Source organism: Rhodococcus sp. IEGM 1406 (assembly GCF_030056745.1).
Lineage (GTDB): Bacteria > Actinomycetota > Actinomycetes > Mycobacteriales > Mycobacteriaceae > Rhodococcus_F > Rhodococcus_F erythropolis.
Genome location: NZ_JASHKO010000004.1, coordinates 514,581 through 538,988 on the forward strand (window position 1 = coordinate 514,581; position 24,408 = coordinate 538,988).

At 63.0% G+C, this 24,408-nt stretch carries 23 protein-coding genes; 6 read left to right on the top strand and 17 right to left on the bottom strand.

Features of this window, described 5'->3' with window-relative positions; all coding sequences use genetic code 11:
- Positions 1-4 precede the first annotated feature (4 nt).
- The 3 genes from QM596_RS21215 (at position 5) to QM596_RS21225 (ending at position 2,583) form a co-directional block, all read left to right on the top strand.
- Positions 5-760 (top strand): sirohydrochlorin chelatase, encoded by a 756-nt coding sequence (locus QM596_RS21215; RefSeq protein WP_283309886.1) that lies wholly within the window; start codon positions 5-7, stop codon positions 758-760.
- A 94-nt stretch (positions 761-854) separates the two neighbouring features.
- Positions 855-1,631 carry a DUF998 domain-containing protein gene (locus QM596_RS21220; protein WP_020908202.1) on the top strand — a complete coding sequence of 259 codons (777 nt, stop codon included), beginning with the start codon at positions 855-857 and terminating at the stop codon, positions 1,629-1,631.
- Positions 1,632-1,686: 55 nt separating this feature from the next.
- Positions 1,687-2,583, top strand: a complete 897-nt coding sequence (locus tag QM596_RS21225; protein WP_019749037.1) for a universal stress protein — start codon at positions 1,687-1,689, stop codon at positions 2,581-2,583.
- Between the two features lie 125 nt (positions 2,584-2,708).
- On the opposite strand, the gene QM596_RS21230 is transcribed toward QM596_RS21225, so the two are convergent.
- From QM596_RS21230 to QM596_RS21250, 6 genes are all read right to left on the bottom strand, one after another.
- Complete coding sequence (locus QM596_RS21230) at positions 2,709-3,758, bottom strand: sulfate/molybdate ABC transporter ATP-binding protein (RefSeq protein WP_020908203.1); 1,050 nt, start codon at positions 3,756-3,758, stop codon at positions 2,709-2,711.
- The gene (gene cysW, locus QM596_RS21235; protein WP_003944503.1) at positions 3,755-4,561 is read right to left on the bottom strand and encodes a sulfate ABC transporter permease subunit CysW; all 807 of its coding nucleotides are present in this window, start codon (positions 4,559-4,561) and stop codon (positions 3,755-3,757) included. The genes QM596_RS21230 and cysW overlap by 4 nt, the downstream gene beginning before the upstream one ends.
- On the bottom strand, positions 4,558-5,406 hold the full coding sequence (cysT, locus tag QM596_RS21240) for a sulfate ABC transporter permease subunit CysT (protein WP_003944556.1): 849 nt from the start codon (positions 5,404-5,406) through the stop codon (positions 4,558-4,560). The genes cysW and cysT overlap by 4 nt, the downstream gene beginning before the upstream one ends.
- A gap of 7 nt (positions 5,407-5,413) precedes the next feature.
- Positions 5,414-6,445 (bottom strand): sulfate ABC transporter substrate-binding protein, encoded by a 1,032-nt coding sequence (locus tag QM596_RS21245; protein WP_003944569.1) that lies wholly within the window; start codon positions 6,443-6,445, stop codon positions 5,414-5,416.
- A 196-nt stretch (positions 6,446-6,641) separates the two neighbouring features.
- On the bottom strand, positions 6,642-6,731 hold the full coding sequence (locus QM596_RS29725; RefSeq protein WP_309599318.1) for an Ms4533A family Cys-rich leader peptide: 90 nt from the start codon (positions 6,729-6,731) through the stop codon (positions 6,642-6,644).
- Positions 6,732-6,854: 123 nt separating this feature from the next.
- A complete protein-coding gene (locus QM596_RS21250) occupies positions 6,855-7,061 on the bottom strand; it encodes a hypothetical protein (protein WP_007731042.1) in 207 nt (68 codons plus the stop codon).
- 82 nt (positions 7,062-7,143) lie between these two features.
- Here QM596_RS21250 and QM596_RS21255 point away from each other — a divergent pair, with 82 nt between their 5' ends.
- Positions 7,144-9,102, top strand: coding sequence for a glycoside hydrolase family 15 protein (locus tag QM596_RS21255; RefSeq protein WP_003944557.1), 1,959 nt, complete (start codon positions 7,144-7,146; stop codon positions 9,100-9,102).
- Positions 9,103-9,246: 144 nt separating this feature from the next.
- Here the strand turns inward: QM596_RS21255 and QM596_RS21260 are convergent, their stop codons facing one another.
- The 3 genes from QM596_RS21260 to lepA all read right to left on the bottom strand — a co-directional run bounded on the left by QM596_RS21260 (position 9,247) and on the right by lepA (position 13,136).
- Positions 9,247-10,227, bottom strand: a complete 981-nt coding sequence (locus QM596_RS21260) for an ABC transporter substrate-binding protein (protein ID WP_232252677.1) — start codon at positions 10,225-10,227, stop codon at positions 9,247-9,249.
- An 80-nt stretch (positions 10,228-10,307) separates the two neighbouring features.
- Positions 10,308-11,237 carry an NAD(P)H-dependent flavin oxidoreductase gene (locus QM596_RS21265; RefSeq protein ID WP_283309887.1) on the bottom strand — a complete coding sequence of 310 codons (930 nt, stop codon included), beginning with the start codon at positions 11,235-11,237 and terminating at the stop codon, positions 10,308-10,310.
- Positions 11,238-11,243: 6 nt separating this feature from the next.
- Entirely contained in the window at positions 11,244-13,136 is a 1,893-nt protein-coding gene (lepA, locus tag QM596_RS21270) for a translation elongation factor 4 (RefSeq protein WP_003944564.1), read from the bottom strand.
- Positions 13,137-13,208: 72 nt separating this feature from the next.
- Between lepA and QM596_RS21275 the strand changes: the two genes are divergently transcribed.
- Positions 13,209-13,742 (top strand): type II toxin-antitoxin system PemK/MazF family toxin, encoded by a 534-nt coding sequence (locus QM596_RS21275; protein WP_161120668.1) that lies wholly within the window; start codon positions 13,209-13,211, stop codon positions 13,740-13,742.
- Positions 13,743-13,772: 30 nt separating this feature from the next.
- On the opposite strand, the gene QM596_RS21280 is transcribed toward QM596_RS21275, so the two are convergent.
- From QM596_RS21280 to QM596_RS21295, 4 genes are read right to left on the bottom strand one after another with little or no spacing between them, the layout of a single operon-like run.
- A complete protein-coding gene (locus QM596_RS21280) occupies positions 13,773-14,546 on the bottom strand; it encodes an aquaporin (protein ID WP_019749045.1) in 774 nt (257 codons plus the stop codon).
- A gap of 59 nt (positions 14,547-14,605) precedes the next feature.
- Complete coding sequence (locus QM596_RS21285; RefSeq protein WP_007731033.1) at positions 14,606-15,436, bottom strand: transglutaminase family protein; 831 nt, start codon at positions 15,434-15,436, stop codon at positions 14,606-14,608.
- 8 nt (positions 15,437-15,444) lie between these two features.
- A complete protein-coding gene (locus tag QM596_RS21290; RefSeq protein WP_019749046.1) occupies positions 15,445-16,416 on the bottom strand; it encodes an alpha-E domain-containing protein in 972 nt (323 codons plus the stop codon).
- Between the two features lie 56 nt (positions 16,417-16,472).
- Positions 16,473-18,095: a circularly permuted type 2 ATP-grasp protein gene (locus tag QM596_RS21295; RefSeq protein ID WP_019749047.1), complete on the bottom strand. Its 1,623-nt coding sequence runs from the start codon at positions 18,093-18,095 to the stop codon at positions 16,473-16,475.
- Positions 18,096-18,292: 197 nt separating this feature from the next.
- Here QM596_RS21295 and rpsT point away from each other — a divergent pair, with 197 nt between their 5' ends.
- The gene (gene rpsT, locus QM596_RS21300; protein ID WP_003944567.1) at positions 18,293-18,553 is read left to right on the top strand and encodes a 30S ribosomal protein S20; all 261 of its coding nucleotides are present in this window, start codon (positions 18,293-18,295) and stop codon (positions 18,551-18,553) included.
- 666 nt (positions 18,554-19,219) lie between these two features.
- Here rpsT and holA read toward each other — a convergent pair.
- The 4 genes from holA to QM596_RS21320 all read right to left on the bottom strand — a co-directional run bounded on the left by holA (position 19,220) and on the right by QM596_RS21320 (position 24,407).
- A complete protein-coding gene (gene holA, locus QM596_RS21305) occupies positions 19,220-20,197 on the bottom strand; it encodes a DNA polymerase III subunit delta (RefSeq protein WP_003944476.1) in 978 nt (325 codons plus the stop codon).
- Entirely contained in the window at positions 20,194-22,554 is a 2,361-nt protein-coding gene (locus tag QM596_RS21310; protein WP_283309889.1) for a ComEC/Rec2 family competence protein, read from the bottom strand. The genes holA and QM596_RS21310 overlap by 4 nt, the downstream gene beginning before the upstream one ends.
- A complete protein-coding gene (locus tag QM596_RS21315) occupies positions 22,551-23,471 on the bottom strand; it encodes a ComEA family DNA-binding protein (protein WP_020908213.1) in 921 nt (306 codons plus the stop codon). The genes QM596_RS21310 and QM596_RS21315 overlap by 4 nt, the downstream gene beginning before the upstream one ends.
- Positions 23,472-23,552: 81 nt before the next feature.
- Positions 23,553-24,407: a DegV family protein gene (locus QM596_RS21320; RefSeq protein ID WP_019749051.1), complete on the bottom strand. Its 855-nt coding sequence runs from the start codon at positions 24,405-24,407 to the stop codon at positions 23,553-23,555.
- Between the last annotated feature and the right edge of the window lies 1 nt (position 24,408).

The window sequence follows — 24,408 nt, forward strand, 5'->3', positions numbered from 1 at the left end:
GTCGATGGTTCCGCTCATTGCTGTTGCGCACGGCAGCCGTGATCCCCGTTCTGCTCGGGTGATCGCGGCTGCCGTGGCGGCTCTTCGTGAAGCCCGGCCAGACCTCGATGTCCGGCTGGCGTTTCTCGATCTCAATGCACCGTCCATCGATCAGGTCCTGGACGGAGTTGCACACGACGGCCACACTCACGCCGTTGTTGTTCCGATGCTGCTGGGCAACGCCTTCCACGCTCGGGTAGATCTGCCCGGGCTCTTGGCCGCTGCCGCGACACGCCACCCCCAGCTGACCGTGTTCCAAGCAGACGTACTAGGTCGCGATGCTCGGCTTATCGAGGCAGTGCGCGAGCGAATCCTCGAAGCGGGCGCCCGGCCGGACGATCCGTCGGTCGGTGTCGCTCTTGCGGCAGTCGGCTCGTCCGACGCGCGTGCCAACGCCGCGACCGCAGAACTGGCGTCCACTCTCCTGAGCGGAACCAACTGGTCGGGCGTTCGAATCTGTTTCGCGACATCCGCGGAACCAACAGTTGCCCAGGCGATCTCCGCTCTCGAGCAGAACGGCGCCGAACGCGTTGTCGTCGCACCCTGGTTCTTGGCTGCCGGCCTACTGACCGACCGACTCAGCGCTGCAGCAGCAACGGTATGTCCGCGCGCGCGTTTCGCCGAAACGATCGGTGGGCACTCTCTACTGATCGAAACGATGATCGACCGTTACCGACAAGTCGCTGATGCACTACCCGACCGTCTGGTCCGCTCCGCCTGATCCGGTTTCACAGGCCGTTATCAGATTGTTACCGTAGTGTTGGATCTGTCCAGCCCGCGAAGGTTCATCCTTCGCCTGCGAAACAGATCTTTGGGTGCAATCCCCTCAGAGCGCCGCGAGAGGGAACACCATCACTCACAATCTTCGCCTCGGCACAGCCGGCACCGCCTGGGTCCTGTCGGTGCTCTACCTGCTTGTCGAGATCTTCACGGCCGGAGCCTGGAAGACGCCGTACAGCTTCGCGCGTGACTCCATCAGTTCGCTGGGCGTGACGACATGCAGCGTGGATTCGTGTTCGCCGATGCACGACGTGATGAACGCGGCCTTCATGATCCTCGGTGCGCTCACCATCCTCGGTGCGGCCTTGCTGCACAAGTACATTCCGGACGGTCGTGCGAAAAAGTGGATTCTCGGCCTTGCCGTCGTCGTTGCACTGAGCACCGCGGCTACCGGCCTCTTCCCGGCCAACGACGGGACCTTCGTTCACTGGACCGCAGTACTTCCCGGCTTCGTCGCCCGTCATGCCGTTCTCGTACTCATGGCAATTCAATTCTGGAAGCACAGCAAATGGATCGCAGTATGGTCGGGACTGTGCGCGGCCACCGGAATCGTCGGCGCCGTACTGCTTCTCGGACGAACACTCACTTTCGGCTTGGGTGAACGCTTGACGCTGTACCCGCTGCCGATGTGGATGGCAGTCACCGGCGTCGCAGCCCTGCTCGCGTTGATGCGCCGAACCGTGTTGAAGAACGTGGAATTGACACTGCCCGGTAACGGATTCATCACCGCTCTGTTGTCGTTGCGCCCGCGTCGAACTCGCGCAGCAGTGCCTACCGACGTTCTCGCACCGCGGGAGCTGACGAGTTTGTAGCGAACCCGGGGTGACCAGGGACACACTGGTAGGGAGGCGACGCGAGGAGACTTCCATGACCAGTGCATCTGTTCGACACGGAATCGTGGCCGGCATCGACGGCTCGGCAAGCGCGGTCAACGCCGCGAGGTGGGCAGCATCGGCTGCAAAGAGATTCGACGAACCATTGCGACTGACCCACGTTCTGCCGGGACAACCCGAGTCAGGTGGCGGTACCAACGTCACCGACGAAGAGATGTTCGACCACCACCTTCGCGTCGAGGGTGCAAAGTTACTCGACGAGGCCGAGGACGCCATTCGCGACGATCACACCGACGTCACCGTCGAACGCGGCCTCGTGACCGGCACTCCCGCAACCACACTCGTCGAACTTTCGAAATCCGCTCGCATCGTTGCACTCGGCCAGGCCGGTACTAGCGAAATGCAATCGGTGTTTCTCGGTTCCGACACCATTCGAGTGGTCAACCGGGCGCACTGCCCCGTGGCGGTGTTCCGCGGTACCGGCGAGCACGCGGTCGCCGACACCAGGCCCATCGTCGTCGGCGTCGACGGGAGCAAGCTCAGCGAACTCGCCGTCGCGCATGCTTTCGAGTTTGCCGCGTTCCTCGGCGCGCCCTTGGTTGCGGTTCACACCTGGAACGAGCACGCCTCGCTCGGCGGGTACTCCGAAGCCAGGCGCTTCGTCGACTGGGGACCGTACGAACAGCATGAGCACGCTCTGCTGTCCGAGTGCCTCGCCGGCTGGACGGAGAAGTACCCCGATGTCGAAGTCACCCGGAGTGTCCAGCGCAGCGGACCGATGAAGGCACTGCTCGAGCACTCGGCGGAAGCGCAACTCGTAGTCGTCGGTAGCCACGGCCGCAGCCCGTTCATGGCGTCGATAGTCGGATCGACCAGTCAGAGCCTCATCCACCACGCCCAATGCCCGGTCCTCGTCTGCCGAGAGGGCTGAACTCGTCTCGGTGTTGCCCGACCCCCAACTCTGAGCGAACGGCACTTTCGGCGCCATCAGGAGACCGAAAGTGCCGTTCGCTCAAACAGGAGTGGGGGTGAAACAGGTCAAACAGGGCAAGCAGGTCATACCTGGCCGACGACGCTCACCGTCACCGGCTCCTGCTCCGGCGTCACCACCGGAGTCTCCGGCAGATCCGGCACCCGAGTAGCCCGGGCGTAGACCGTCTCCCCCGCCTCGAGGTGCAGAGCTGCACTGTCACCGCGGGTGACCTGAGCCGAGAACAACTCACCGGTTGCCTCGTTGCGCAGGTCGACTCGAACCTCGAAGCCGAGATACACGACGCGCTCGACGGTTGCGCGTGTGACGCCGAGGGACTCGGCCGTTCCGGACTCCTGAGCGAGAGCCATGCTCGGATCGCGGCCGAGACGGATGTCGTGCGGACGGACCAACTGCCCGTTGAGCTTCGCGACGGATCCGAGGAAGGACATCACGAAGTCGTTGGACGGGCGGTCGTACAGGTCGGCAGGTTCACCGATCTGCTCGATCCGCCCCTTGTTCAGCACCGCGATGCGGTCGGCGACGTCGAGAGCCTCTTCCTGGTCGTGTGTGACCAGGACGGTGGTGACGTGCACCTCGTCATGCAGGCGACGCAACCACGTGCGCAGGTCGGCACGGACCTTCGCGTCGAGGGCGCCGAAGGGCTCGTCGAGCAGGAGCACCTGCGGATCCACCGCCAGAGCGCGCGCCAACGCCATGCGCTGGCGTTGACCACCGGACAGCTGCGCGGGGTACCGATGCTGAAAGCCGTCGAGGCCGACGATCTCGAGAAGTTCGTTGACCTTCTTCTCGATCTCCGGCTTCGGGCGCTTGCGGATCTTGAGCCCGAACGCCACGTTGTCTCGCACCGTCATGTGCTTGAACGCTGCGTAGTGCTGGAACACGAAACCGATGTCACGCTTCTGCGGCGAGACGCCGGTGACGTCCTTGCCTGCGATGGTGATGGTTCCCGAATCGAGCTCTTCGAGCCCTGCGATCGAACGCAGCAACGTCGACTTTCCCGAGCCGCTTGGCCCGAGCAATGCCGTCAACGAACCCGAGGGAATGTTGACCGTCACGTCGTCGAGCGCCGCGAAGTCACCGTAGTTCTTGCGGGCCCCGGTCACTGTGATCATGTGGTGCTCCTCTTACGGTCCAGCAGCGTCATCAGCAACAGGACAATGATGGCGATGCCCATCAGCAGCGTTGCCGCCGAATACGCACCAAAAGTGTTGTGGTCGTCGATGTATCGCGAATGCACCAGCAATGTCAGTGTCTGGGATACCCCCGGGAAGCCGGAAGAGACCATGATGACTGCGCCGAATTCACCGAGCGAACGCGCCACCGTCAACACGATTCCGTACGTCAAGCCCCAACGGATCGCGGGCAAGGTGATCCGCCAGAACGTCTGCCAGCCCGAGGCACCGAGCGTCGCGGCTGCTTGTTCCTGCTCGTCGCCGATCTCGTGAAGTACGGGTTCGACTTCCCGGACGACGAAGGGCAGCGTCACGAAAATCGTCGCGATCACCATGCCTGGCAAGCCGAAGATGACCTTGAACCCCAACGATTCGATGCCGCCGAACCAACCGTTGGCACCCCACAGAAGAATCAACGACACACCGACGACGACGGGCGAGACTGCGAAGGGCAGGTCGACCACCGACTGCAGTACGCCCCGCCCCGGGAAACGCCCACGCACGAGTGCCAGAGCCGTGACAACACCGAACACCACGTTGATCGGGACCACGATCGCCACGATGATCAGCGAAAGATTCAGCGCGGAGATCGCTGCCGGTGTCGTGATCGATTCGAGGAACGGGCCGATTCCGTTCTCGAACGTTCGCGTCAGGATCACACCGATCGGCACGACCAACAACACGAACAGGTAGACGAGAGCGATGGTCCGCAGACCGATCTTCGATCCTCTGGACACGTTCATCGGGAACTCTCCTCACGTCGCTGTCCCCGCGAGGCAAAGATTCGCAGGACGAACAGCGTCACGAATGCGATGGCCAGCAACGCTACCGAGACGGCAGCGGCGTTGGTCGGACGATCGATCTCGATCTGCTGCTGAATGTACTGCGACGTCATCTGTGTCACGCGTGGGATGTTGCCGCCGATCAGAACGACCGAGCCGTATTCACCGATCGCTCGGGCGAATGCGAGCCCCGCGCCGGAGATGACGGCAGGCGCCAGCGTCGGAAGAACGACGGAACGAAAGATCGTCCAGTTGGAAGCCCCCAACGATGCAGCGGCTTCCTCGACTTCGCGGTCGACCTCCATCAGCACCGGCTGCACCGAGCGAACCACGAACGGCAAGGTCACGAAGGCCAATGCCACGATCAGTCCGGGCTGGGTTGCATTGAGGTGGATGTCGATCGGTGACTGCGGGCCGTAGAGAGACAGCAGCACGATCGACGCCACGATGGTGGGTAGCGCGAACGGCAGATCGATCATCGAGTTGACGATGCGCTTGCCCGGGAAGTCGTCCCGGACCAGCACCCACGCGATGATCGTGCCCATCACGACGTTGATCAATGCCACGATCACCGAGACCAACAACGTCACGCGCAACGACGCCAAGGCGACGGGTGCGGTGATGGCGTCCCAGAATCCGGAGATCCCCTCGTCGAACGCGGTGGCGGTCAACGCGGCGAGCGGAAGCAGAACGATCACGGAGAGCCACAGGGTGGCCACTCCGATTCCGAGCGGCCCCACACTCCCCGTGACCCGCGCGAGTTTTCGCCGACGAGCCACGGGGGTGGGGTCAATAGTGTCAGTCACGTCAGTGTTACTTGGTCGCGTTGTCGTAGATCACTGCGATCGAACCGGTGTCCTTGGTGAACAGAGCGCTGTCCACGGCCTTCCAGCCGCCGAGGTCTGCGATGGTCCACAGCTTGGTCGGCTCGGGGAACTTGTCGGTGAACTTGGCAGCGACGGCGGGATCAACGGGACGGAATCCTGCTTCGGCCCAGAGCGTCTGACCCTCGGTCGTGTACAGGTAGTCCTTGAACGCGGTCGCCTTGTCGAGGACCTTGCTGTTCGAGATCACGGCAACCGGGTTCTCGATCTTGAAGGTCGTGGGCGGGGTGACGTGCTCGACCGGGTCGCCGTTGCCTTCGATGAACAGTGCCTCGTTCTCGTAGCTGATTAGAACGTCACCGCTGCCCTGCAGGAAGGCTTCCGAAGCCTCGCGTCCCGACTTGGGCTGGATCTTGACGTGATCGTTGACCAAGGCGGTGACGTAGTCGAGACCCGCCTGCGGGTTCTTGCCACCGTCGCTCTTGGCGGCGTACGGCGCCAAGAGGTTCCACTTGGCCGAGCCGGAGCTGAACGGGTTCGGCGTGACGACCTCGAGGCCGGGCTGAAGCAGGTCGTCCCAGTCCTTGATGCCCTTCGGGTTCCCCGGACGCGTCACGATGGTGACTACCGATCCGAACGGAATTCCGTTGTAGGCGTCCTGGTTCCAGTTCTGATCTACCAGACCGGCATCGACCAGGCGGGTGATGTCGGGCTCGACGGAGAAGTTGACGAAGTCTGCCTCGGCGCCGTCCTTCACCTTGCGCGACTGGTCGCCCGAGGCGCCGTACGAAGGATTGAAGTTGACGTTCTTGCCCTCGTCTGTCGCCTGGAAGGCTGCGGTGAGCTTGTCGAAGCCGGGCTTCGGCACGGCGTAGGCGAACAGGTTGATCGTGCCGGCGCTACCGTCGCTGGCGGCGCTGTCACCACCCACGGTGTCGCTCGAGCCACCACTGCACGCTGTGAGTACCACGGCCCCCATGGTCGCGATAGCAGTGAGAAGTGTGCGGGAACGGCGTTTCATTGCAGATACCTTCCTGAAAGGACTGACAAACGAGGGTTGGTCAAACGACAAGTCCGAGACCTCTGGGGCTGATTCCATCGGGATGTTCAGACATGGAGAGCCGACGGGCAATGAGCCCTGAATCGGGGGCGCGAGTTACGCGCAGAGAAGTTCGAGTGGGGTGCGCAGCACCACCGGAGAGGTCGAACTCAGGAAATCAACAACAGGCGACGTCAGCGACGTCGAGCATGCCGACAGCAATCAACGCCAACTGATGGCGGATTACGGGAGCTGTTGCTTCGGACACGCGGTGGACTTTAGCAGAGCACCGGCGCCCGCTCTAATCGGGAGAACTAACGGGTGAGAAGCCACGCGACGATCACGAGGAGAATCAGGGCTATCAGGGCGAGAGTGACCCGTGAGCGGGGCATCAGCTTTCCTCTACTTCTCGAGAATTCCTACGCAACCAGCCGAAGAGCGGCAGAGCGAGAACGGCGGCCAACACGCGATCCAGACCGATGGCCACCAGGCGGCACAGCGGAACGACGACGATCAGGACCAACGCGACCTGCGGGATGAACGGGAGCCCCGCCATCCACAGCTCGAAGCTGTCCCACCAATCCGCTATCCGATCCACGCCAACACCCTATCCTTCGGACGATACGGTCCCGACAGCGTGTGGATTGGACGTGTGTCGATTCTGGCCGGATGATGGCCGAATGAGTGCTGACGACGAAGTGGTGCAGACGATTCCTCCCGCCTCCACGGGTCACCATCGAAGCAACTTTCCCCCTATCGACGACTACGCGTTTCTTTCCGATTGCGAAACCTCGTGCCTGATTGCCCGTAACGGATCTGTCGAGTGGATGTGCGTTCCCCGACCGGACTCCCCCAGCGTGTTCGGTGCCATCCTCGACCGCAGCGCAGGCCATTTCCGCATCGGCCCGTACGGCCAGAACGTCCCGGCCGCCCGACGCTATCTGCCGGGTGGACTCATTCTCGAGACCACCTGGCAGACCGAGACCGGCTGGCTCGTCGTACGCGACGCCTTGGTCCTCGGTCCTTGGCACAACGTCGACAAGCGATCGAACACGCACAAGCGCACACCCACAGACTGGGATGCCGAACACACCCTTCTCCGTACGGTCAAATGCGTCAGCGGCACCGTTGAACTCGAGATGAGCTGCGAGCCCGCGTTCGACTATCACCGCGGCACGGCAAATTGGGAGTACACCGGAAAGGTCTACGAGGAAGCAACGGCAACGTGTCGCTCCGCCAAGCCCGGAGACCACCCAACTCTGCGCTTGACCACTGACCTACGACTGGGCCTGGAAGGTCGTGAGGCACGGGCCCGGACGCGACTGGTCGAAGGCGACAACGTCTACGTCGCGCTCTCGTGGTCGGATCTTCCCGCGCCGCAGACGTTCGACGAGGCCGCCGACAAAATGTGGCAGACGTCCAAGTCGTGGCGCGAGTGGGTGACGATCGGCAAGTTCCCCGATCACCCGTGGCGCGGATACCTGCAGCGCAGTGCGCTCACACTCAAGGGGCTCACCTACGCACCGACCGGAGCCTTGCTCGCGGCTTCGACAACATCGCTACCGGAAACACCAGGCGGAGAACGTAACTGGGACTACCGCTACGCATGGGTTCGCGACTCTACTTTTGCACTGTGGGGCCTCTACACGCTCGGGTTGGACCGTGAGGCCAACGACTTCTTCAACTTCATCTACGACGTGTCGAGTTCGGACAACGGTCAGCCGCATCCCTTGCAGGTGATGTACGGCATCGGCGGCGAGCGCACACTCGAGGAATCTGAACTCAACCATCTCTCCGGATACGACGGTGCCCGTCCGGTGCGCATCGGCAACGGCGCATTCGATCAACAGCAGCACGACATCTGGGGCACCATGCTCGACTCGGTGTATCTCCACATCCGTACCCGCGAGCGTGTCCCCGAAGCGCTGTGGCCGCTACTCAAGAAGCAGGTCGAAGAAGCGATCAAGCACTGGCGCCAACCCGACCGTGGGATCTGGGAGGTGCGCGGTGAACCACAGCACTTCACGTCGTCGAAGATCATGTGCTGGGTCGCACTCGATCGCGGCGCCAAGCTGGCGGAGATGCAGGGCGAGAAGAGCTTTGCGCAGCAATGGACGGCCATCGCGGACGAGATCAAGGCCGACATCCTCGCGCACGGAGTCGACTCGCGTGGAGTTCTGACGCAGCGGTACGGCCACGATTCACTCGACGCGTCGCTCTTGTTGGCACCGCTGCTGCGCTTCCTGCCGGCCGACGATCCGCGCATCCGGGCAACGGTACTGGCGATCGCCGACGAGCTCACCGAGGAGGGGTTGGTCCTGCGCTATCGCGTCGACACCACCGACGACGGATTGAGCGGAGAGGAGGGCACGTTCACCATCTGTTCCTTCTGGCTCGTCTCCGCCCTCGTCGAGATCGGCGAACTGGATCGGGCAAAGCATCTCTGCGAGCGTCTGCTCGGGTTCGCGAGCCCGCTCAAGCTGTACGCCGAAGAGATCGACGCCCACACCGGTCGCCATCTGGGCAACTTCCCGCAGGCGTTCACACACCTGGCGCTGATCAACGCGGTGGTCCACGTGATCCGCGCCGAGGAAGCTGCCGAAGCCGGAGCTTTCCAGCCCGCGCACAACGCGACCTAGACCCCCTGCTGTGGGGCGGTATTTAAACCCCCCCGGGTGAAAAAACGGCCCCCCGAGGCGACCCGGCCCCCCCAAAACGGGACATCGCCCCCCTGGTGGGGGCATTTTTAAACCGCCCGCGGTTAATAAAGGCGCACAGCAGTGCTAGCCGGCCACCGCTTCGAGCTGCGGCGTGATCGATTCGAGCGAGTACTTCAGCGACAGCGACGACGGAGTGTTCAACCCGGCAACTGTCGGATAGTCGACGATCGCCAGACCGCCACTCTTGACTGCGGGTAGGTCGGCGAACCCCGGCAGCTTCATCATGTCTTCCAGCGTTCCGCCGTTCGGCAGCAACACCACGACGTCGGCGCTCAGAGCGTCGACCCGTTCCGGGCTGAGCGTCAGCCGGCCACCGGTAACGCCCGCCTCTTCGACCAGCTTGGGCGGCAACGACATTCCCAGGCTCGTGAACAATCCCGATGCGCCGTCCTTGGGATCGGCGACGATCACCAACTGCGACGTCGGGAAGACATACTGCGACAGAAGCGCCGTCTTGCCCTTCAGGCCTGGCAGTCGCTGTGCGAGCGCATCGATCTGCCCGTTTGTCGCCTCGACGATCTCGTCGGCGCGCGACTCCTTGTCGAGAACTCGACCGAGAATCTCGACCTGGTCCTGCCACGGATCGACCTGGACGTCGGACAGACCGGCAATTGTGGGAGCGATCTTGCTCAACTGGTCGAAATCGTCCTGATCGGCGACGGAGAACCCGCCGAGAATCAGATCGGGATCCAAGGCTGCAATTTCTTCAGCTTTGAGCGGGACACCGAACTGCTGGATCGCCGAGCGATCAAGTTCCTTCGCCGACGCGTCCACGCCGCTCTCCCACGGGAACAGGCCACGCTCGTCGCCCATCGGGCCGGCAGCCAGGTACCCCACCGGCTGGATTCCGAGTTCGAGCAGAGCGTCGAGCCACTGGGTGTCGGCCGCGACGATGCGCGTCGGCGTCCCGGTGATCGTGGTGGCGCCGAACTTGTGATCGATCGTGGTGACCCGACCGTCCGCGATCTCGTCGGCGTCCGAGGACGAACATCCACTGATACCAACGACCAGTGCTCCCAAGAGAGCCACCGCCGAGAACTTCATCGCACGCACGAAAATACTCCTCCACTAGTTAGTAGAGGCTTACCTTCTCATATGGGACCCGGCTGTGTCCGACCTTGCTTTCAGGCGAAACGAGAGAGCAGACGCTCCGCATCCGCGCCGATGCGTCGAACCACATCGCCGGCCGGATGGGTTCCGTGCACGAGTCCGACAGCTTCTCCGGCGTAGACGACTCCGCTGTGCGGATCCGACGGGTCGTACGCCTGTGCCAGAGTTTCCTCGTCGGCGCCGACTCCGTGCCACGCGGCAGTGAACTCGTTGGCCACCGCGCGGCCACCCCACCGCTGCGGCCACGGTTGACTGCGCGCTCGGTCGAATACCGAGGTGTAAATCGTGTCGGCACTTCCGGCTTCGACGACGCGGTCGCGGGCATAGTCCGGCCCGACCGTCTCCGGGCTGGCGAGCAGCGCCGTTCCGATCATCACGCCTTCGCCACCGGCTGCCAGGACGGCGGCCAAACCGCGTCCGGTTCCGATTCCACCGGCAGCCAGCACCGGAAGTGACGTCGCTTCGAGAATCTCCTGCAGCAGCGGCAAGGTTCCGATTCGGCCCGTGTGGCCGCCTGCCTCACCGCCTTGCGCGATCACAGCATCGACACCCGCGGCCTCGACAATGCGAAGGTCCTCGAGCGTATTGATCTGTGACACAACGGGAATGCCCGCATCATGGATTCGTCCGACATACGCGGCGGGATCACCGAACGACAAGGTGATCATGGTCGGCTCGACGGCAATCGCGGCGTCGAGCATCAACTCGTTCTCGGGCAGCGACCACGTCATCAGGCCGACGCCGAACTTTCCGCCGATCGAGCGGGCCACTTCGGCTTCGGCCTCGATCCACTCCGGTGTGTTGTACCGGGCCGCGCCAAGCAGACCCAACCCACCGGCCGCCGAAACAGCTCCGGCGAGCGCGCCGCCCGCGCGACCACCCATGGGCGCCCCGAGAACCGGGATTTCGATTCCGAACTCTCGGGACAACCAGGTGGTGACCATGCGCTCCTACTTCTTGGGCTTCTCGCCGACCGATTCCGACGTCAGGGCCGCCACGAATGCTTCCTGCGGCACCTCGACGCGACCGATGGTCTTCATGCGCTTCTTGCCTTCCTTCTGCTTCTCGAGCAGCTTGCGCTTACGGCTGATGTCGCCGCCGTAGCACTTGGCAAGAACGTCCTTGCGGATTGCGCGGATGTTCTCGCGCGAGATGATCTTCGCGCCGATCGCGGCCTGAATCGGAACCTCGAACTGCTGGCGAGGAATCAGCTCACGAAGCTTCGACGTCATGCGTCCGCCGTAAGCACCGGCGTTGGAGCGGTGCACGATCGACGAGAACGCGTCGACGGCCTCGCCCTGCAGAAGGATGTCGACCTTCACCAGGTCGGCCTGCTGCTCACCGGCCTCCTCGTAATCGAGGCTGGCGTATCCCTTGGTGCGGGACTTGAGGGCGTCGAAGAAGTCGAACATGATCTCGCCCATGGGCAGTTCGTAGCGCAGTTCGACGCGCGTCTCCGAGAGGTAGTCCATGCCGCCGAGCTCACCGCGACGGGACTGGCACAGCTCCATGATGGCGCCGACGTACTCGCTCGGGGCGATGACGGTGCACTTGGCGACAGGCTCGTAGACCTCGCGCACCTTGCCTTCCGGCCAGTACGACGGGTTGGTGACGATGACCTCGGCCCCGTCCTCCATCACGACGCGGTAGACGACGTTGGGCGCAGTGGAAATCAGTTCGAGGCCGAACTCACGTTCGAGGCGGTCGCGGGTGATCTCCATGTGCAGCAGGCCGAGGAAGCCGCAGCGGAAGCCGAATCCGAGGGCAACCGACGTCTCCGGCTCGTACGCCAGGGCCGCGTCGTTGAGACGGAGCTTGTCGAGAGCGTCGCGCAGCACCGGGTAGTCCGAGCCGTCCATCGGGTAGAGACCGGAATAGACCATCGGCTTCGGATCGCGATAGCCGACCAGCGGTTCGGTCGCGCCGTTGCGGGTTGTGGTGACGGTGTCACCGACGCGCGACTGGCGGACGTCCTTCACACCCGTGATGAGGTAGCCCACCTCGCCGACGCCCAGACCGATACTGGCCTTCGGCTCGGGCGAGATGATGCCGACCTCGAGCAGTTCGTGTGTGGTGCCCGTGGACATCATCGTGATCTTCTCGCGGGGACGGATCCGACCGTCGACCACACGCACGTAGGTGACCACGCCGCGGTACGCGTCGTAAACGGAGTCGAAGATCATCGCGCGGGCGGGGCCGTCTGCATCGCCGACGGGTGCAGGTACCTGCTTGATCACCTCGTCGAGCAGTTCCTTGACGCCCATGCCGGTCTTGCCCGAGACGCGCAGGACATCGCCTGGCTCGCAGCCGGTGATGTGCGCAATCTCTTCGGCATAGCGGTCGGGATCCGCGGCCGGGAGGTCGATCTTGTTGAGGACGGGAATGATCTTGAGATCTTTCTCCATCGCCAGGTACAGATTGGCCAGCGTCTGAGCTTCGATGCCCTGAGCTGCGTCGACCAGCAGAATTGCACCCTCACATGCTTCGAGCGCGCGGGAGACCTCGTACGTGAAGTCGACGTGGCCGGGTGTGTCGATGAGGTGGAGGACGAACTCTTCGCCGTCGACGGTCCAGGGCAGACGAACGTTCTGGGCCTTGATGGTGATGCCGCGTTCACGCTCGATGTCCATGCGGTCCAGGTACTGCGCACGCATCGCCCGCTCTTCGACCACGCCGGTGAGCTGAAGCATGCGATCTGCCAGCGTCGACTTACCGTGGTCGATGTGCGCGATGATGCAGAAGTTCCGGATCTGCGCAGGATCCGTGAACGTCTTGTCGGCGAAGCTGCTGATGGGAGACCCCTTAGTCGGACCGGCACCGGCCCGGATCCGGGCCACTGTCAACCCTCAGGATATCCAAGTCTCGGCGCCGCCGTACCAGGGGTTCCCACGGGTGGGTGATTATGCTCGAACGCTATGGCAAGCATGTGGAAGCAGATCGGCAGAACCCTCGGCGCCCTCGCGGTGGAGAAGGGCCCTGCGTTGCTGCGCCAGTTGCAGTCGTCCACGTCTCAGTCGTCTGCCTCGAAGCCGGGTCCGACCGGCCGCCCAATCGCCGCGCGAACGTCTCCGACCGCACATCGCGCCCGCAAGGTCGAGTACTCCCCCGACCTCGACGGCAAGGCCGATCCGGGCGAAATCGTCTGGACCTGGGTTGCCTACGAGGAGGATCCGACCCAGGGCAAAGACCGCCCGGTGCTGGTTGTCGGCCGCGACGGCAACACGCTGCTCGGTTTGATGCTGTCCTCGCAGAGCAAACGCGAAGGCGAGCGTGATTGGCTCGCAATCGGTTCGGGCCCGTGGGACGGCGAGGGAAGGCCCAGCTGGGTCCGGCTCGACCGGGTGCTCGACGTTCCCGAGAGCGGGATTCGGCGCGAGGGCGCCGTCATGGATCACAAGAAGTTCGACGCGGTCGCGGCAAAACTTCGGGCCGACTTCAGCTGGAGCTGAAGCCGACCCGAACGATGGAAACAGTATCGATCAGCTGTCCAGACGGTTGAACCGTCCGAAGAGTGCTCGATAGATGAGTGCACCGAGCGCACCGCCGATCAGCGGAAACACGATGAACAACCACACCTGACCGAGTGCACCGTCCTGGAACGGCGCGACAGCGAGGCTTCGAGCAGGGTTGACGGAGGTGTTGTCGATCGGGATCGAGATCAGGTGAATGACGGCCAGGGTGAAGCCGATGGACACCCCGGCGAGCGGCACGTCGGAGATCTGGTCGGTCGACGCGAGAACGACGAATACCAACAGTGCGGTCAGGAGGATCTCGATGATCATGGCGGCACCGATGCCGTAACCGTCGGAAACCACCTGTCCGAGAAGATTCTTCTCGGCTGACGGACTGTGTGCGCCCCAACCGTTTGCGCCGAGGCCATCTGCGGCCCGGTTGTACGCCGGGAGACTGTTGGCCACCGTGTAGATCACGACGCCGGCGACCAAGCCGCCGATCACTTGCGCGACAACGTAAATCGCCGCATTGACGGCCGAGATGCGCCCGATCACGAATTGGCCGAGAGTCACGGCTGGGTTGACGTGGCAACCGGAAATCGGTCCGATCGCATATACGAGGAACAGCAGGGTCAAGCCGAATGCGAAGGCAACTCCGAGATTGCCGACTTTCGCACCTGCGAAGACGGCAGTTCCGACCGCGGAGAACACGAGCACAAATGTCCCCACCGCTTCGGCCGCATACTTCTTCACATCCGAGATCGGTTCGATCTCAGTCAATTCCTGTGCAGTTGGAGACATATTCCCACCTTCTTCTCATCGAACGGTAGTAATGCTCACGCGCCTAGATTTGCCGGACTTTACGCAAGCCTGGTGATCTCCACAACAACTTCGAGATCTGTGGAGCGTCCACCGGAAAAGATTCCCTTCAAAGGCGGCACATCCGAATAGTCCCTTCCTATTCCGACCGAGACATGCTGTTCATTCACAGCTATCGCATTGGTCGGGTCATATCCCCACCACGCGCCGGTCCACGCTTCGATCCACGCGTGCGATTCCCCGACCACCGTGTCCCCGACTGCCGCATCACGTTTGGGGTGGAGATAGCCGGAAACGTACCGACAGGGAATGCCCATCGTTCGAAGCAACACCAAGGTCAGATGTGCATAATCCTGGCAGACGCCTTTCCTGGCCGACCAGGCCTCGACCGCCGACGTATGCACTCCGGTCGTACCCGGAACATATGACATTTCACCGTAAACCCATTGCGACGCAGCCACTACTGCATCTTCAGGTGATTTATCTTTGCGCAATTCCTTGGCAATTGTCGCCAGCTTACGATCACGCGGAACATATCTCGTGAAACTCAGTTGTTCGTTGAATCGATCTTTAATCGCGTTTCCCGACAATTCATCCCAGTCGACGGTTTCCTCGGGCTGAACAAACGGTTCCGTCTCCACCACCGACAGTCCGGTCACTTCCAACTCCGTGTGCGGCGCGTGCAAGTCGAAGGCGGTCACCGCGGTGCCCCAGTAATCGGTGTACCTATAGGAACGCGTTGCCGGCTGGGTTTCGACGCGCGTGAGGATCACCGTCTGCCTGGTGTCGCCGCGGGGTGTCAATCGCGCTTCGTTGTACGACGACGTCACCGGGGCGTCGTACGCATATCCCGTGGTGTGCACGACCCTCATTCGCCAGCTCACAGCTCTCCCTCCACCGTCGACTCCGCATACGCGGCGCCGGCATCCGTCCACGCGACCCACGGCGCAGCGTGGAAGTACTGCAATGCAATCGCCTCACCCAGTTCGCGACAGGTCTCCTGCCAACCGAGCAACCGTCCTTGCAGATCTTCGAGCAACACGCCCTGCGGCAGAAACTCCAGTTCGCTGCGTGCGCGGCCGAGAAGCCGCGGCGCCTCCGCCCGGATTCCGACGCGACTGCCCGGCTGCGGGTCGAGTTCCTGCAGGCACTTCTCGGCCTGCCTGATCGAATGGAACACCGAGCGCGGAAAGAGTCTGTCCAACAAGATGAACTCGACGACGCGGTTGGCGTCGAGCGCTCCGCGATACGTACGCAGATACGTGTCATGTGCGCCTGCCGAGCGAAGAACACTGACCCACGCCGGCGACGACGGGCGGTCACCGGCGCGCGCCAGGAGCATCCGCACAATCATGTCGACACGTTCGATCGACCTGCCCAGCAGAAGGAACCGGTAACCGTCGTCGCGGCTGAGTGTGGAATCCGCCAGCCCCGCGAACATCGCTGCGCGTTCCTCCACATAACGGAAGAACTCGTGTGGCCCCAGCCTGCGTGACGCGCGTTCACGCTCCGCCAGTCCGTTGTACGTGGTGTTCAGGCACTCCCACATCTCACTCGACGTGACCTCACGTGCTCCGCGAGCATTCTCACGGGCACTTGCCAGCGAGTCCACGATCGATCCAACCTGATTGCGGCTGAACGCAACCAGGTCGGTGAGCGAGCGCACGTCGAGCTTCTCCTCCGGCGCTTCGATGCCGAGGACACGCAGGAGCAGACGCGACGTGCGGTCCGGGTCGACGGTTGCGTCGTCGAGCAGTTGGTGGACGGCGACGTCGAGGATCCGAGCGGTGTCGTCGGCGCGCTCGACGTAGCGGCCGATCCAGTAGAGGGACTCTGCGTTGCGAGCAAGCATCGGTCACCACGCTCCGTTCGCTGATAGTTCTTGGTAGCTGGGCACTTCTGAGGTGTTCACTGTTGTTGCTGCTGCTGTTGAGAGGTGCTCAGTTCGGGTCCCTGCACCGGCTCCGCGGATTCCGGGGGCTCGGACACCAGTTCCTCACCGGACAGCTCTGGGTCCTCGTCCGAGCTGCGGCTGGCGAGCACCCATGTGTCCTTGCTTCCGCCGCCCTGGCTCGAGTTGACCACCAGCGAACCTTCCGGAAGTGCCACCCGGGTCAGGCCGCCGGGCAACACCCACACGTCCTCACCGTCGTTGACGGCAAAGGGTCGCAAGTCCACGTGGCGCGGCGAGAGAACGTCGTCGATCTTGGTCGGCACCGTGGACAACTGCACGAGAGGCTGCGCGATCCACCCGCGCGGGTCTGCCTTGATCTTGCGGGTGATCGCGGCCAGTTCCTTGGGACTCGCGTCCGGTCCGAAGACGATTCCGTAGCCGCCGGACCCTTCCACCGGCTTGATGACGAGTTCGGCGACGCGGTCGAGGACTTGCTCGCACTCCTCGTCCAACCAACAGCGGAACGTGTCGACGTTCTGCAAGAGCGGCTTCTCACCGAGGTAGTAGTCGATGATCTGCGGAACATAGGTATAGACGAGTTTGTCGTCACCGACTCCGTTGCCGACGGCACTCGAGATCACCACGTTGCCCGCTCGCGCCGCATTCAATAGGCCTGCGACGCCGAGAATCGAATCCGGACGGAAGTGCATCGGGTCGAGATACTCGTCGTCGATGCGGCGATAGATGACGTCGACCTGACGCTCGCCTTCCGTCGTGCGCATGTACACCATGTTGTCGCGGCAGAACAGGTCGCGACCTTCGACGAGTTCCACACCCATCTGACGAGCGAGCAATGAATGCTCGAAATAGGCGGAATTGGCGATACCCGGTGTGAGAACAACCACTGTCGGGTCCGCTTCGTTGAGTGCAGCACCCGCACGCAGCGCCCTCAGCAGGTGTGTTGCGTAGTCACCCACCGCCCGCACCTTGTGGGACATGAACAGATCCGGGAACACCCGAGTCATGGTGCGACGGTTTTCCATCACATAGGAGACACCGGACGGAGATCGCAGATTGTCCTCGAGAACTCGGAACTCTCCCGCCTCGTCTCGGACCAGGTCGATACCCGCGACATGGATTCGCACACCGTTGGGCGGCACGATGCCGGCTGCTTCACGGTGGAAGTGCTCGCACGAGGTCACCAGGCGGCGCGGCAATACGTGATCGCGCAGGATTCGTTGCTCGCCGTAAATGTCCGCAAGGAACAGCTCGAGCGCCTTCACCCGCTGCTTGATGCCCTTTTCCAGCCGCGACCACTCCTGCGCGGCGATGACGCGCGGCACCAGATCCAACGGAAATGGTCGCTCCTGCCCGGACAGCGAGAACGTCACGCCCTGGTCGATGAATGCGCGTCCGAGTGCGTCGGCACGCGCGGCAAGGTCGGCGCTGCTCGTCGGCGCAAGGGCTTTGTACACACCCTTGTACGGGGCACGCACCGAGCCGTCGGGCTCGAACATCTCGTCGAAAGCCAACTCGTAGCGACCGATGTCTGAATATCCGTCGAACACTGCGGCAGGACGCGCTCGGGTGGTGGTCGAACCTGTTTTACTCGAACTTTTCGAAGGCGGCGGCGTCATAGGGCAACATGCTGCTACAAGTGGGGCTATTCGGCAGCGCGGCGAGAAATCGGGCGCTCGGTGTACTCTTCTCGACAGACGCAACGTGCGACGGTTTGGGTTCTTGGGCCCTCGGCTGGTAATCTTGCCAGTCGGTGCATCAGTGCGCCCACAGCTTTCTCGACCGTAACCAGCTAAAGACGACAAGGATTTTACGCGTGGCCAACATCAAGTCCCAGGTGAAGCGAATCCGTACCAACGAGGCGGCCCGACTCCGTAACCAGTCGGTGAAGTCCTCGCTGCGTACCGCGATCCGTTCATTCCGCGAGGCTGCGGCAGCCGGTGACAAGGACAAGGCCAACGAGCTCCTCGTCTCCACCAGCCGCAAGCTCGACAAGGCAGCCAGCAAGGGCGTCATTCACGCCAACCAGGCTGCCAACAAGAAGTCTGCACTCTCGCAGGCTGCCAACAAGCTCTGACGTTTCCACTGTGACGGTTCGCCGTCATACTGGTTCGTCTCGATAGCCGCCAGGTCGAAAGACCAGGCGGCTATTTTGCGTGCTCAATCGGATCAGAGCAAAAACCCGCCATCCATGTCTTGCACGGAATATGTGGATCGGGCTGCGACCATCTGATGATGGCGGTCACCGGGAAACGCCCTCGCAGCTGGTTGTTCACGACTGTCTTCTGGGCGGTCGTCGCTTTCGGCGTATTGGCAGCCCTGGGGATCCCTCGTTGGTGGGAATCATTGACGGTTGCAGTCGTCGGAGTCGCAGCAAGCTACGGATGGTGGAGGCGCAGGCAACGGAGCGAATTCTGGATCTTCTTCGGCGTGATGTGTTCACTCGTTGCGATTCTGGCGTTTCTCGCCACTGGACGAGCGCTTCTCACCACCGTGAAGGTGCCGGTAGACAGCATCGGCCAAGAAACAATTGTCTGCGGCAGTGTGATGAATCCGGCGCCGAACGACTCCCTACGAGTGACCGACATCAGGACTGGTGAACCAACGACACGGCCTCAGGCCATTCCGCACACCCAGTTGGAGCAAGCCTGCGTGAAACGCCTCGACTACCGGGTGGCCGAGGCCACGGCCGCCACTGTCGTCGGACTACTTCTGGCCGGCCGCGCGATCGGCCAGGTTGTCCTCAGTTCTTCCGCAACGCGCACACTTTCCGCACTGCCATCTCCAGAGCGAAGGACGAGTCGACTGCGGCGCCCTTCACGTCGGCATTGAGAGCGGCGACGATCTGCATCGCAGCGCCGATCGACGTTGGATCCCAACCGCCGACTTCCTTGATCGCCTTCTTGACCTTCCACGGCGGCATCCCGAGATCCGACGCCAACCGGAACGGGTCACCGCCCCGTGCAAACGGGCCGACCTTCGCGATGGTGTGGACTGCATCGGCGAGGGCGTCAGCGAGCAGAACGTGCGCAGTTCCGATCTGGTCAGCCCATCGGAGCGCCTCGAGCGCACCCCGGGTATCTCCGACGATAACCTTGTCGGCCACATCGAATCCGGAAACCTCGGCCTTGCCCGAGTAGTACTTGTGGACCGCATCAACGTCGATCTTGCCGCCGGTATCTGCCGCCAATTGCGAGCAGGCCGACGCAAGTTCGCGAAGGTTGGATCCGACGCTTTCGATCATCGCGGCGATCGCATCGGGAGCAACCCTCACGTCGGCGGTCCGAAACTCACCCCGGACGAAGTCGACAAGCTGACTCTTGTTCAGTTTTCCGCAGTTGTGAACCGTCGCGCCGAGCTTCTCGAGAGCCGGCGCCAACGCTTTCGCGCGACCGCCGCCCGAGTGCACGACGATCAGAACGACGCCTTCTGCCGGCTCACGCGCCGCCTCGAGAACAAGAGCTACGGCATCTTTGCCTGCTTCTGCGGCCGATTCCAGGACGATCACACGGTCTTCGGCAAAAAGAGAGGGGCTGAGCAGCTCAGCCAACTCGGGAGCATTGGTGTCTCCGGCACGCATCTTGGTCACCGGGAGATCCGAAATACCCTGGCCGCGGTCACCGCGGACGGCTCTGATGAGCTGCGATACCGTGCGGTCGATCAGGAACTCGTCGTCCCCGAGAACAAGATGCAGCGGATCGACTCCAGACGGATTACTCACCCGAAGATGGTCCCACGAGGAACCGACACGATCGACACAGACCCGCCGCCCCCGCCGTACACAGCGACGGTGCCGTCGACGTCGGTCCGAACCACCGCCCCGCCCAACGAAACCAGTTCGTCGAGAACCTCCTCATTCGGGTGCCCGAAACTGTTGCCGTCGCCGACGCTGATCATCGTCAACCTCGGACGCACCGCTTCCAGAAAAGCCGACGATGTGGTCCGAGAACCGTGATGGGGCAGCTTCAACACATCGGCCTTCACGTCCGTTCCCGATCGGAGGATGGCCTCCTCCCCCGCAACTTCGGCGTCGCCCGTCAACAGAATGCGACCCGCGCCCGTGTGCGCCATCACCACCAGCGACTGATCGTTGGCGGCGTCCGCGCCGTCCCCCGTATCGCGGGGAGCCGGAAGCAACGGTCCGAGAACCTCCATGTTCACCGATCCCAACGTCAACTCCATACCTGCCCGCAACGAGACAACCGGAACGCCGTGCGACTCGGCGGCATCCTTTACCGTCCGAAAACCTGACTCCGGCAACAACATCGACCCGACTCCGACCGCAGCGACCGAACGCCCACCCAGGACTGCTTCCAATCCACCGATGTGATCGGCGTGAAAATGACTGATCATCAGCAACGCGATGTCGTTGACGTCCAACATGTTCAGGCAACGATCCATCGACGTGGGATCAGGACCGACATCGATGACGATCACCCTGCCGTCTCCAGTCGAGAGCGCAAGACCGTCCCCTTGACCGACGTCGCACATCACCAGTACCCACCCCGGAGCAATACGACCACCGCCGAACACGTGCTGAAAGACGAGGGCTAGAACAACTCCCAGAACGAGGACGCCGACCACCCATCTCGAGATCCGATTCCACAGCGTCAGGGCCGCGGCCAGTAAGACGCCTACGACGATCAGAGCACCGATGAGCCCTGACGGCACCGCCACCGACGCTCCGGGAAGCGCCGCCGCCCGCTCGGACACGTACAGCAGCCACCCCATCGGCGGCCGGACCAGCGGCGTGATGAACACCGCGATCGGTGGACAGATCAGCGCACACAAGGCAATCACCGCACCGAACACCGTGATGATTCCGATCACAGGCGCCACGGCCATGTTCGCGGCAATCGTAACCACACTGAAGGTTCCCGCCATGGCGCCCACCAGTGGCGCAGACACGACAAACGCAGCACTCGAGACAGCCGTCATCTCCGAAAACCAACGGGGCCAACCTCGTCGGCGAAGCACATCCACCCACACCGGAGCAATGATTACCAACGCGCCCGTGGCCGTGGTCGACAGCGCAAACCCCCAGTCGACGGCAAGTTCGGGCATCACGACAACCAGAACGATGACGGCTGCGGCAAGAGCAGGCAGTGCCTGTTTGCGTCGACCGGTCACCAGACTGAGCAGGCCGATCAGGCCCATCACCGAGGCGCGCAGAACACTCGGCGACGGCCTCGCGACGACAACAAACGCAACGAGGGCTACCAGCGCCAAAGCAGCGCCGACGCGCGGACTGAGCGCCGCGGCTCTGACCAGCAGCAGAACCGCCCCGAGCAGAATGCTGATATTGGCGCCGGACACCGCGGTGAGATGGGAAAGCCCGGCAACGGTGAAGTTGTCCTTCACCACCGGCGACAACGCCGATGTGTCTCCGACGACGAGGCCAGGCAGCAGACCTGCCTGATCCGGCGGGAGCGCAGCCGAGCACGCAGCGGCGAAACGAGTACGCACCACACTCGCCCATCGCTGATACCAGGGCACTTCTCCCACCGCGACGGGAGGCCCCTCGGACGTGATCACGGCGAGCGTGGAATCGCTACGCCATGGCTGACTCGCCCGGCCGCGAACCGTGAGGCTCTGCCCTGGAACAACTTCGAGCCACGACGAACTGGGCGCCCGGATCGTGACCAAGCCGCCTCCGGAGTACCTGTGATTCTGGGCAGTCACCGAATTGACGCTTGCCCTGAAGAAAACCTGACCTTGACCCGCCGCGCCAGAGACTGCGTGCGGATCCTCCGAGGGTTCCACTTCGACACTCACCCACGCTCCTTCGAGCGCAGCCCGGGTCAGTGGGTGCCCCTCGACCTCGGTCGCCCGCCACCCGATGACGACACTGCATCCGGCACCGAACAGCAATGCAACCAACATGATTCGTGCCCACCCCGCAGATGTCCGGCGCACAACCGCGTAAGTGAGGATTGCCGCTGGAATAGCGCATGCCACCGCCAGTACCCACGCGGCGACCGCGCCGAACAGGATCCCCACCGCACTGCTCCCCCACACTGCGACGGCTGACGGTAGCAGTCGAGCGTCGAGGACCGGCGAGACTTCCGGTTCGTTCACACCGATACCAGCACTCGCAGTTTGGCCAACCTTGCCGGGCCGATCCCGTCGACTTCCCCCAATTGTTCTATGTCCGTGAATTTTCCGTTGGAAGTTCGCCAGGAGATGATCGCCGCAGCCGTTACCGGCCCTACCCCGGGAAGGTCGTCCAGTTCGGCCTCGGTAGCGGTGTTGAGGTTCACCAGACCAGCCCCGCCGGATTCCCCCGCGGCGGCGGGGCCGGTCCCTCCCGCAGTGGTACTCGAACTCGCTGAAACACCACCGGACTGATCGGCGGCCCCCACCACGATCTGATCACCATCGGCAAGCTTCTGTGCCAGATTCAGGCCCACCGTCTCTGCGCCCTCGAGCACTCCACCTGCCGCAGCGAGCGCGTCGGCGATGCGCGAGCCCGAATGTAGGTTGACGAGCCCAGGCGTGCGCACGAGTCCGACGACACTGACCACCAAAGCCTCAGGCGGCTGCTCCGCTACGACGCCGGTCGGTACGGGACTGGCTGATTCACCATCGTCGGCAGTGACATTCTGCGCCGTGACATTCTGCTCCGTGACATTCTGGGGCGAGGGCAACGGTGGGACCGCCTGCAAACTCGGAGAATCCCACCACACCGTGAACAAGCCGATTGCCGTGGCCAGGGCTGCAACGATCGCCAACACCCAGGTCGCCGATCGGCTCGGGCGCCAACGTGTACCGCGCCAGCGCTCGGGCAGCCGATCGAACCGTGACGAGTCGGGTTGAGCTTCGTATTCGTCTTCGTCGAAGTCCTGAAGCCACTCGGGGGACCTCTCGAATGGCTGCGGGGACCTCTCGAAAGACGCTGAATCCTCGAAGTCGTCGACGGCCTGTCGCTGCCGGTAGTTCCCGTCCATCGCCGCGAGGCGATCACGCGCCCGCTCGCGCTCCTCGCTGATCCTCATGACTGGACGCTAACGAGAGACCATGCCGCCGAAGACGAGCAATTTCAATCTGTGGAGAACTCGCGGATTGTGGAGAAACGATCAGGTGTTCGCGTCCACCGCGCTGTCGATCTCCGGCAGCGGGCACACCACAACACCGATCGCGCCGACACCGACGTGCGCTCCGATAACCGCGCTGAAGTCGGTGACCACGGATTCCGCCACATCGGGAATGCGCTCGGCCAACTGTTCCGCTATCGCGTCGGCACGCTCTCGCGCTCGCATGTGATGCACGGCTATCGCCACGCGGCCGAGACCGGCGCGCTCGACTGCCGAATCCACCAAGCGTGCAAGCGCTTTGGTGGTCGTACGTGTTTTTTCACCGAGCACGAGCTTGCCGTCCACCAGATGCAGGATCGGCTTCATCGCCAACGCAGTACCCAACAACGCGGCTGCGGTTCCGATTCGTCCGCCCCGACGCAATTGATCAAGTTTGTCGACGACGATGTAGCAGCGCCCACGACTCGCGACGTCGACCGCCCGGCCGTACGCCTCTTCGAGTGACGCACCCTTCTCGGCCAAGCGCGCAGCTTCGAGAGCGGGATAGCCCAAACCCATTCCGGCCGACTGCGAATCGACGATCCGGACGGCTCCACCGAACTCCTGGGCTGCGACTCGTCCGGCTTCCCACGTTCCCGAGAGTTGCCGTGAAATGTGCACGGCGAGAACGCCGTCACCGTCGCTCATGTCCAGGGCGCGTGCATACGCTTCGGACAACTCGGCGGGCGACGCTCCGGCCGTTGTCACTCCTGACAGGTCGCTCGGCATTGCGTCGACACCCTCACGCAAGTCGCAGCCGTCACGGAGCACATGGAGCGGAACCACCTGAATCCCACATGCGTCGGCCGACTCCTGCGGGATGCAGGCGGAGGAATCCGTGACGACGACGACCGGCATT